Source organism: Mesorhizobium sp. M7A.F.Ca.AU.001.01.1.1, assembly GCF_004022735.1.
Lineage (GTDB): Bacteria > Pseudomonadota > Alphaproteobacteria > Rhizobiales > Rhizobiaceae > Mesorhizobium > Mesorhizobium ciceri.
In genome coordinates, this window is record NZ_RZPF01000181.1 from 1 (window position 1) to 9,638 (window position 9,638).

At 62.4% G+C, this 9,638-nt stretch carries 8 protein-coding genes and 3 pseudogenes; 3 read left to right on the top strand and 8 right to left on the bottom strand.

Translation table 11 applies throughout. The features are described from left to right. Positions 1 to 107: pseudogene (locus EN884_RS39520) on the top strand (peptidase); the annotation flags it as partial. Between the two features lie 31 nt (positions 108 to 138). On the opposite strand, the pseudogene EN884_RS13550 reads toward EN884_RS39520, so the two are convergent. Then, positions 139 to 594: pseudogene (locus tag EN884_RS13550) on the bottom strand (EAL domain-containing protein); the annotation flags it as partial. 195 nt (positions 595 to 789) lie between these two features. Between EN884_RS13550 and EN884_RS13555 the strand changes: the two are divergent. After that, the gene (locus EN884_RS13555) at positions 790 to 2,412 is read left to right on the top strand and encodes a sulfotransferase (RefSeq protein ID WP_244514230.1); all 1,623 of its coding nucleotides are present in this window, start codon (positions 790 to 792) and stop codon (positions 2,410 to 2,412) included. A 145-nt stretch (positions 2,413 to 2,557) separates the two neighbouring features. Here the strand turns inward: EN884_RS13555 and EN884_RS13560 are convergent, their stop codons facing one another. Further along, positions 2,558 to 2,911 carry a DUF1428 family protein gene (locus EN884_RS13560; protein ID WP_063168835.1) on the bottom strand — a complete coding sequence of 118 codons (354 nt, stop codon included), beginning with the start codon at positions 2,909 to 2,911 and terminating at the stop codon, positions 2,558 to 2,560. A 74-nt stretch (positions 2,912 to 2,985) separates the two neighbouring features. Further along, on the bottom strand, positions 2,986 to 3,414 hold the full coding sequence (locus tag EN884_RS13565) for a glyoxalase/bleomycin resistance/extradiol dioxygenase family protein (protein WP_013530024.1): 429 nt from the start codon (positions 3,412 to 3,414) through the stop codon (positions 2,986 to 2,988). A 237-nt stretch (positions 3,415 to 3,651) separates the two neighbouring features. Between EN884_RS13565 and EN884_RS13570 the strand changes: the two genes are divergently transcribed. Beyond that, on the top strand, positions 3,652 to 4,266 hold the full coding sequence (locus EN884_RS13570; RefSeq protein WP_063168834.1) for a glutathione S-transferase: 615 nt from the start codon (positions 3,652 to 3,654) through the stop codon (positions 4,264 to 4,266). Positions 4,267 to 4,282: 16 nt separating this feature from the next. Here EN884_RS13570 and EN884_RS13575 read toward each other — a convergent pair whose 3' ends face one another. The 5 genes and pseudogenes from EN884_RS13575 to uvrB form a co-directional block, all read right to left on the bottom strand. Further along, the gene (locus EN884_RS13575; RefSeq protein WP_013530026.1) at positions 4,283 to 4,441 is read right to left on the bottom strand and encodes a hypothetical protein; all 159 of its coding nucleotides are present in this window, start codon (positions 4,439 to 4,441) and stop codon (positions 4,283 to 4,285) included. A gap of 143 nt (positions 4,442 to 4,584) precedes the next feature. Continuing rightward, positions 4,585 to 4,884: a HigA family addiction module antitoxin gene (locus EN884_RS13580; RefSeq protein WP_027039367.1), complete on the bottom strand. Its 300-nt coding sequence runs from the start codon at positions 4,882 to 4,884 to the stop codon at positions 4,585 to 4,587. Positions 4,885 to 4,896: 12 nt separating this feature from the next. Then, positions 4,897 to 5,179, bottom strand: a pseudogene (locus EN884_RS13585) (type II toxin-antitoxin system RelE/ParE family toxin). Positions 5,180 to 5,307: 128 nt separating this feature from the next. Further along, positions 5,308 to 6,834, bottom strand: coding sequence for an ABC-F family ATP-binding cassette domain-containing protein (locus tag EN884_RS13590; protein WP_063168833.1), 1,527 nt, complete (start codon positions 6,832 to 6,834; stop codon positions 5,308 to 5,310). 341 nt (positions 6,835 to 7,175) lie between these two features. Beyond that, the coding region (gene uvrB / locus EN884_RS13595) for an excinuclease ABC subunit UvrB (RefSeq protein ID WP_128360580.1) at positions 7,176 to 9,638 on the bottom strand (2,463 nt) is incomplete at its 5' end.

Here is a 9,638-nt window from a genome sequence, read left to right on the forward strand (position 1 = left end):
AATATGCGCCGGTGTGCGCGCGCCGGCATGGCGAGATGCGCACCTTCCCCAATTCCTGCGAAGCCCGTGCCGCGGACTATCGCGTCGTTGGCGACGGGCCGTGCTGAGAACGCTGCGCCTCGTTGAGGACGACAAGCATCAAGCCGTCGGCTCACCTGGCGACAGTCGGCGATGAACACAGTCGGCGATGAACTCGGACGCGGGCATGGGTCTGGCAAACAGCCGGCCCTGGCCGTAGTCGACGTCGCGTGCCGCGAGGTGGTCGGCCAGCGCCTGCGTTTCCCCGCCTTCGGCAACGATCTTCAGCTTTAGTGTCTTGGCCATGTCGATGATATGCGCGGTGACGGAATTGGTGGCGGAATTCGTGCTGATCGTATCGATGAACGATTTGTCGATTAGGAGCGCATCGAGCGGCAGCCCCTCGAGATAGGACAGGCTGGAGTAGCCGGTGCCGAAGTCGTCGATTGCCACTGCGTGGCCAAGTTCGCGGGCACGAACGAGCGTTGAGCGGGCCGAGTTGATATCGATGAACGCGCGCTCCGTGGCCTCGAGCCAGATTTGCTGGGGCCGGATCGCGGTGTGCTGATTTGATCTTTCCGCACCGACGAAAGGACGAGACAGCAAGCGAAGCCTTGAACCTGCGGCGCCGATGGCCTAGATCGCCACAGGCGGATAAAACACGGTAGGTTTCCCATCAACAGAGATCAAAGACGAGCGGCGGGTGCGGGAGCCAGGTCTGGCGCAGGCGGACAGCCGCCGCTGGGCCTCGACCAGTATGTGCAGCAGGCGTTGCAACTGCATCAGGCCGGGCGCCGGCAAGAGGCTGAGACGATCTACCGGCAGGTGCTGGCGCGTCAGCCCAAGCACGCGGCCGCGGCGCATTTCCTGGGACTGCTGCTTCACCAGACCGGGCGCAGCGAAGAAGGGCTGGATCTCATCGAACGGTCGGTGAGCCTGCAGCCGACGAATCCCGATTTCCTCAACAATTTCGGTACGGTGATGCGCGACCTCGGCCGCCCTGCTGCGGCCATCGATTTCTTCCGCGGCGCAGTGGATCTGCGGCCGGACCAACTCGCGGCGCGCGACAATCTCGGCTCATCGCTGAAACAGGTCGGCCAGTTCGAAGAGGCCGAAGAGATTTATCGCGGCACGGTTGCACGCAACCCATTTCATGTGCGCGCCCGCATCGGGCTTGCCGAAACCCTGCAGGAAGCCGGGCGGCTGGATGAGGCGCTGGCTGCCTTCCGCGAAGCGCTGGCGATCCGACCCAAGGATGCCGACCTGCTGCACGGGCTCGGCGTCGGGTTGATGGAAAAGGGCAAGCTCGACGAGGCGGCCGACCTGTTCCGGCAGGCGTTGGCGATCAACCCCGCCATGGCCACAGCCTGGCTGATGCTGACGCAGGTCAAGCGCCAGAAGGAGCGCGACAGCGAGCTTGGGGGCATGGAAGCCCAGCATGCCAAGGCGCCGCAGGACAGCCTGGCGCGCATGCAACTGTCCTTCGGACTCGGCAAGGCGAATGACGATCTCAGGGATTATGGCCGGGCCTTCGACTATTTCGCCGAGGGCAATGCGATCCGCCGCAAAGGCATCGACTACGACCAGGCCAGGACGCGGGCCGAGTTCGAGGCGATGAAGGCCACCTTCGATGCCGGCTTCTTCGAGAAGCACAGGCCCAGCTCAATCAGCGACGACACGCCGATCTTCATTGTCGGCATGCCGCGTTCGGGCACGACGCTGGTCGAGCAGATCATCGCCAGCCATCCGCAGGTCTATGGCGCAGGCGAGCTCAGCATATTGAAGAAGGCGGTCGGCAGGCAGTTCCCGGCGACCATGCCGGGTGGCTTCCCATGGGGCGTATCGGATACGGGCGATTCGGATTTTGCCGAGGCAGGCCAAGCCTATCTCGACATGCTCCATGCCCGCTATCCGAACATGCGCCACGTCACCGACAAAATGCCGGGCAACTTCCTGCTTGTCGGCTTCATCCACATGATGATGCCGAAGGCCAGGATCATCCACTGCGCGCGCGATGCGGCGGCCACCTGCCTGTCGATCTACAAGGTGCATTTCCGCGGCGACAGCCATCGCTATGGCTACGATCTCGGCGAGCTCGCCGACTTCCACAATCTCTACACCGACATCATGAAGCATTGGCACACGGTGCTGCCAGGCGTCGTGCACGATGTACGCTACGAGGATTTTGTCGCCGACCAGGAAGGCCAGACGCGGGCATTGATCGCCCATCTCGGCCTGCCCTGGGACGACGCGGCACTATCGTTCCACGAGACCGACCGACCGGTGCGCACGGCTTCAGCCGCACAGGTGCGCCAGCCGATGTATCAGGGGTCGGTCGATCTATGGAAGCGCTATGGTGACCGGCTGAAGCCGCTTCTGGACAGGCTGGATTAGCGCAACGCTCTCTAGCTGATCGTGGCCTTAGAGATTGGCCTAAGCACCCGCGTCGTCATCCTAAGGCCTTCGCGACGGAGCTTCGCTCCTGCTTCGTCCTAGGATGACGAAGCTGAGGGGCTTCTGCCAATCTGCTACCGGCTGCTCAAAGCTCTATGAATGGCTTGAAGCCACCGAAGATCATGCGCTTCCCGTCGAACGGCATGTCCGCCCAATCGGCCTTCAGGCGCGGATCTGCCATCACTTTGGCCATGACGGCATCGCGGCTCTCCCGCGACTCATAGACGGCCCAGGCGAAGACGACGATCTCGTCGTCCTTGGCCTGCACGGCGCGCGGGAACGAAGTGACCTCGCCATAGGGCACGTCGTCGCCGATGCATTCGACATAGGCGAGCGCGCCGTGTTCCATCCATATAGGGCCTGCGAGGTTGGCCAGCCTCTTGTAGTTATCGAGATTTGCCTTGGGCACGGCAAGCACGAAGCCATCGACATAGGACATTGTGGGTCTCCTCCTGGAAGTTCACAATCCCTCACCGACGCCAGCCGGTGAGGGACTTCGCCATTGGCGATAAATCAGGCTTTCTTGACCGGCGCATTCATCGCCCATTCGACGCCGAACGGGTCGCGCATATTGCCCCACTGGTCACCCCAGAACATGATCTGGAGCGGCACGGCGACTTCGCAGCCGGCATCGACGGCGCGCTTCCACCAGGCTTCGATGTCGTCGCTGCCGAGGTGAAGCTGCATGGTGTAACCTTGCGGCTTGACGGCAGGCATGCCGTTTTCGGGATAGAAGTCGGAGAGCATCAGCGTCGAGCCGTTGATGTGGAGGTGGATGTGCATGGTGCGGCCTTTTTCGTCCGCCGGATAGGCAAAGACCTGCTCGGCACCAAAGGCCTTCTTGTAGAATTCGGCAGCCTTGAAGGCGCCATCCAGCTGCAGATAGGGGGTCAATCCGCCGAGCACTTTGGCCGCGGGCTGAACGGGGGTCTGATCGGTCATCTGTTGTTCCTCTTTGCGTTTGGCCTTGCGAGCCAAAGGACGGATGAGGTGCCGGCGTTCCTACATGGCCGGCAGATTTTTTTGGCCGACCGGCCCTGGACAGTCCACGCAGCCGCAGTTGGACGAGAGGCGTGAAACGAACTTGCGTCGACCGCGCCCAATCAGAGCGCAATTCTCTCGGCTCGCAGGCTAGAACAGATGGATCAGGCGAACGCCTCTTCAAATCCTGGGACGACAATGATCCTCTACTATCAGACCCACTCACCCTTCGCGCGCAAGGCGCTCGTCTTCGCCCACGAGGTTGGCATTGCCGATCGGCTGGAGGTCATTCATCACGAGACCAGTCCGACCTTGCGCAATGCCCGCGTCTACGCCGAAAACCCGCTCGGCAAAGTGCCGGTGCTGTTGCGGCCCGACGCGTCGCCGATCTTCGATTCCGATGTCATCTGCGCCTATCTCGACACGCTGCATGACGGTCGCAAGCTGCTGCCGCAGGACGGCGAGGCGCGCTGGCAGGCATTGCGGTTGCAGGCGGTCGCCCAGGGCCTGGCGCAGACGGGTATAGCCTTGCGCTGGGAGACGGAAAGGAGACCCGAAAAGTTGCGCTATGGTGCTCTCGCCGACGGATACCGGGAAAAGATCGAGGCGAGCTACGACTGGATCGAGAGCACGCTGGACGACGAGGCGCCGCTCCATATCGGCCACATTGCCTTGGCCACCGCGCTGTCCTGGATGGCGTTCCGTCACCTTCCGCCTTTTCGCTCACGGGCACTGCTGACGCGCTGGTTCGAGGCTTTCGAAAAACGCGTATCGATGAAGGCGACGCCGCTTTCGGGCGATACGCATGACTGACTGGCGCCCCGCGAGGTCAGGGGCGGCGGCCGTTTTGCGCATCGAAGACGTCCGGAAACCCGATATCCTTGCGCAGCGAGGCAGGCAGTGAACGCAGGACGCGTTCGCTGCGGTGACGAGCGCGCGCTGCCGCATACCGGGTTGCGATGCGACCGATGGACGAAAGAACCGACATGATAATTCTCCTGGGTTGGGCCGGCATCATCGTGTCGGCATCCCAAGGACGCGGCGGGCTGAGGCTATCCGACAGATCGTCGAGATTTTTTTATCGCTAGCTCCGTAGCCTGCTTGAAGCGGGTTGTTGCTAACGCGATTACTTCAGGCCGCGGTTTGTAGACGTTCGATTGTTTCAAGATCGGCCTTCTTCGCCTCTCCCTCTACGGCGAGGTCGTAGCTCGCCTGCATATTCATCCAGAACTGCGGCGTGGTTCCGAAGAACTTCGCAAGGCGCAAAGCGGTGTCGGGCGTTACCGGTGTCGTCTCGCTGGCCAGGCGCTCGATGCGTGTGCGGGGCACATGCAGCTTTTTGGCCAGCGTGTAAGGCTTCAGATTGAGCGGCACGAGATATTCCTCACGGAGAATTTCTCCGGGATGGATAGGTGGGTTGATGTTCAGCATTTTGAACCCTCTTCAATGATAGTCGGTGATTTCAACATCCTCCGCTTGCCCTTCCACCCACCTAAAGCAGAGGCGGAATTGATCGTTGATGCGGATCGAATGCTGGCCCGCACGGTTACCTTTCAGCGGCTCAAGCCTGTTGCCGGGAGGCGTCTTCAGATTCGACAGTTCGGCGGCGTTGTCGATCATGAACAGCTTCCGCTGGGCTGAGCGGACAAAGGTCCGATGGGAAGCCCTTCGGAGCCTTGCCGTTCGAAACGGCTTCGCTGGTCTTGTCTTTGGAGGAGCTTATCACCTTGCCGACCCGAGTGGCGTACCATGGCATGATACGCTTCGGAAGTCAAGAAGACGTCTCGTAACATGATACGAAACTCCGGCCTGCGCTCGACAGGCCGGAACTTCATCGGCAGTTTTGTTCACCGATTAGCCAGCGCCCTCCGCCACCGAGCGGAAGAAATCCTCTGGGTCTTCGACTTCGGTCAGCCGCCGTTTCTCGATCAGCCAGAAGCGGTTGCCGATGGCGCGGATGAAGGAGCGGTCGTGCGAGGCGAGCACACAGCTTGCCTGATGTGCCAGCAGTTCCGCTTCCAGGGCTTCCTGGCCGTCGATGTCGAGATGGTTGGTCGGCTCGTCCAGCAGATAGAAGTTGGGATTGGCGAGCCTCAGCGCCAGCATCATCAGCCGCGCCTTCTGGCCGCCGGACAGCGCACCGATCTTTTTCTCCTGCATCTCGATGACCACGCCGGCGCCTGCCAGCAGCGAGCGGGCACGCTGCTCGCCGACATCGTAGCGGCGCGAGACCAGCATCAGCGGCGTGTCGTCGCCGCTGATGCCCGACAGCGCCTGGTCGCTGTAGCCTAGCACCGTCGACGGCGTCACCTTCACATTCGGCACCGTGTCCGGTTCGACAATGGCATTGCGGATCAGGGTGACGAAGCGCGACTTGCCGACGCCGTTGCGGCCGAGCAGCACGATGCGGTCGCCCTGGCAGATATGGCGCTTGCCGGTTCGAAACAGCGGGGTGCCGTCGGGTGTTTCCACAGCCGCGTCGTCGAGCGTGATCAGCACCTTGGCGTGGGTGCCGCGATTGGCCAGTTTTATGGCACCCGCCGACTTTTCGCGGTGCGCCGGTGCGGCCGCTTCTTCCAGTTTTTCGGCCCGCAGGTTGAGCTGCTTGGTCTTCACCGTCAAAAGGTCGCTGCCCGAATTGATGCCGATGTTGTTGAGCTTGGCCGCCTGCCGGCGCAATTGCTGCGCCACCTTCATGTCGCGCTGGAACTTGCGCTCGGTCGAAGCATCGACCTCGTCGAGCGCCTGCCTGGCGCGGGAGTAGGGCAGGGCAAACACCGGCGACTGTTCCGGGCGCAGGAATAGGGTCCGGTTGGTGGTGGCGTCGAGGAAGGCGCGGTCGTGGCTGGCGATGACGACGGGCACCTCGCGCGGCAGCGTGTTCAGCCAGGTTTCGAGCTGGCTGATGCGGACAAGGTCGAGATGGTTGGTCGGCTCGTCGAGCAACAGCACGTCCGGATCGGTGACCCAGACGCGTGCGATTAGCGCAAGCCTCTGCCAGCCGCCACTCAGCGCCTGCATTGGCCGCTCGCGCATCGGCTCGGGCACGTCGAGTGAATCCAGAACCACGTCGACACGCCACATCTCGCTTTCGGCCTGCTCGGACGGCAAGGCATCCGCCACCACCTGCCGGAACGTACGGGTGCGAAGGACCGGGGCAACCGACTGTTCGACATGACCGACGCGCAGGCCGCGCGTGCGGGTGATGTCACCGGAGGTCGGCTCCATCCCGCCGGTCAGGCATTTCAGCAAAGTCGACTTGCCGCGGCCATTGGCGGCGACAATGCCGAGCCGGTCGCCGGTGCCGATGGTGAGGTCGAGATTGGCAAACAGCGGCGCACTCATGGTGACGCCGAGGGATTTGAGGCTGATCAGGGCCATTTGATTTCTCTGGTCTTGCCGGAGACTACTCCGGTCCACTTTGACGGTGCGCTTTCCGGCCATCAGGCTCGGCATTACGCACCACGAAGGGCAGACCAAAAAATCGAAGCGGGAAAAACCCGGACCGTCCCTGGTCAGCCCTGCAAGCAAGCTCGCAGGGCAGAAATCGGGCCACGCTGACGATGGTGACGATGAAACGTAAACACGTGAGCCCTCCTTTCGAGACAAGACGTTGAGTATGCGGAGCGATTACACCAAAGGCGGGGCTGGTGGCAAGTGGGTCGGCGGAATGCGGCGGCGGCGGAGCGCTTCCCTTCCCCTTCTGGGAGAAGGGGAAGGCGCTACTTTCCCGGCCTACCCGTCTTACCCGGCCGGCGCTTTTCCCGACGGGCGTCGGCGGGGTCTTCGTAGGAGCCAATGCCTGTTCGCTGGCGAACAACTGGCTTGGCGGATTCGTCCCCCACGAGGGGGGAGATTGGCTGCGGCTTGGCCGGCACTTTTCCTTCGATCGGTTTTTCCGTCCGCCGCACCGTCATCTCGTCCAGCGAGTTCTTCTTGAACAGCGGCTTTGTGGCGTCCCCGGGAATGCCGAAATCGGAACCATGTGCCTCGGATGCCGACTGTTTCTTGAACAGCGAGCGCGACACCGCGCCGGCCGGCGTCGGCATGTCGGTACCTGGACCCATGTCGTCGATCGAGGGTTTCGAAAACAGCGGCTTTTTCACCGGCACAGTGCCATCGGCGCCCATCTCGTCGAGATCAGGCTTGCGGAAGAGGTTGGGCCGGGCAGCCTTGGCTGCCTCTTCGGCGGCACGCGCTGCGTCGAGCTTGCGAAAACGCTCCTGTTCCTCTGCTGTACGATGTTTGGCCACGCCCTTGTTGTGCTTGCCCTTTTCGCGGCCGGAGGCCGGGCTTTCCATGTCGGCGTATTTGGCCAGCGGGTCTTCGGAGATGGACAGTTCCATCTCACGCAGGCGCTTGATTTCGTCGCGGATGCGGGCCGCCTTCTCGAAGTCGAGATTGGCCGCGGCATCGCGCATCTGCTTTTCCATCGCGTCGAGATGGGCCTTGAGGTTGTTGCCCATCATGGCGCCGGCACCGTCGGTGAACTGCGAGATATCGGCGCGGACGTGGTCCTTCTCGTAGACCGAATCGAGAATGTCGGAGATGCGCGACTTGACCGATTCCGGTGTGATGCCGTTGGCCGCGTTCCACTCCATCTGCTTTTCGCGGCGACGGTTGGTTTCGGCCATCGCCCGTTCCATCGAGCCGGTCACCTGGTCGGCATAGAGGATGACCTTGCCGTCGACGTTTCTGGCGGCGCGCCCGATGGTCTGGATCAGCGAGGTTTCCGATCGCAGGAAACCTTCCTTGTCGGCGTCGAGAATGGCGACGAAGCCGCATTCGGGAATGTCGAGGCCTTCGCGCAGAAGATTGATCCCGACCAGCACGTCGAAGGCGCCGAGGCGCAGATCGCGCAGGATCTCGATGCGCTCCAGCGTATCGATGTCGGAGTGCATGTAGCGGACGCGGATGCCCTGCTCATGCAGATACTCGGTCAAATCCTCGGCCATGCGCTTGGTCAGCACGGTGACCAAGGTGCGGTAGCCGGCCTTGGTGGTATCGCGAATCTCGCCGACGACATCGTCGACCTGGCTCTTGGCCGGGCGGACCTCGACCGGCGGATCGATCAGGCCGGTCGGACGGATGACCTGCTCGGCGAAGACGCCGCCGGCCTGTTCCATCTCCCAGGCGCCAGGGGTCGCCGAGACCGCGACCGAAAGCGGACGCATGGCATCCCACTCCTCGAAGCGCAGCGGCCGGTTGTCCATGCAGGACGGCAGACGGAAGCCGTATTCGGCCAGCGTCGCCTTGCGGCGAAAGTCGCCGCGATACATGCCGCCGATCTGCGGCACGGTGACATGGCTTTCGTCGATGAAGACCAGTGCGTTGTCGGGGATGTACTCAAACAGCGTCGGCGGCGGATCGCCCGGCTGGCGGCCGGTGAGATAGCGCGAATAGTTCTCGATGCCGGCGCACGAGCCGGTGGCTTCCAGCATTTCGAGGTCGAAGCGGCAGCGCTGTTCCAGCCGCTGTGCCTCAAGCAGGCGGCCGGCGCGTTCGAGTTCGACCAGCCGGTGCTTGAGCTCTTCCTTGATCGACTTGATCGCCTGGTTCAGCGTCGGGCGCGGCGTCACATAGTGCGAATTGGCGTAGATCTTGACGCTTTTCAGCTCGCCGGTCTTCTGGCCGGTCAGCGGGTCGAATTCGGTGATCTGCTCGATCTCGTCGCCGAACATCGAGATGCGCCAGGCGCGGTCTTCCAGGTGGGCCGGGAAGATTTCGATGGTGTCGCCGCGCACGCGGAACGAGCCGCGGACAAAGTTGATGTCCTGCCGCTTGTACTGCTGGGCGACGAGATCGGCGAGCAGCGCGCGCTGGTCGAGCCGGTCGCCGATCTGCATCTGGAAGGTCATCGCCGTATAGGTTTCGACCGAGCCGATACCGTAGATGCAGGACACCGAGGCGACGATGATGACGTCGTCGCGCTCAAGCAGCGAACGCGTCGCCGAGTGGCGCATGCGGTCGATCTGCTCGTTGATCGAGGATTCCTTCTCGATGAAAGTGTCGGTGCGCGGGACGTAGGCTTCCGGCTGGTAATAATCGTAGTAGGAGACGAAATACTCAACGGCGTTTTCCGGGAAGAATTTCTTGAACTCGGAATAGAGCTGCGCGGCAAGCGTCTTGTTCGGCGCCAGGATCAAGGCAGGGCGCTGCGTCTCCTCGATCACCTTGGCCATGGT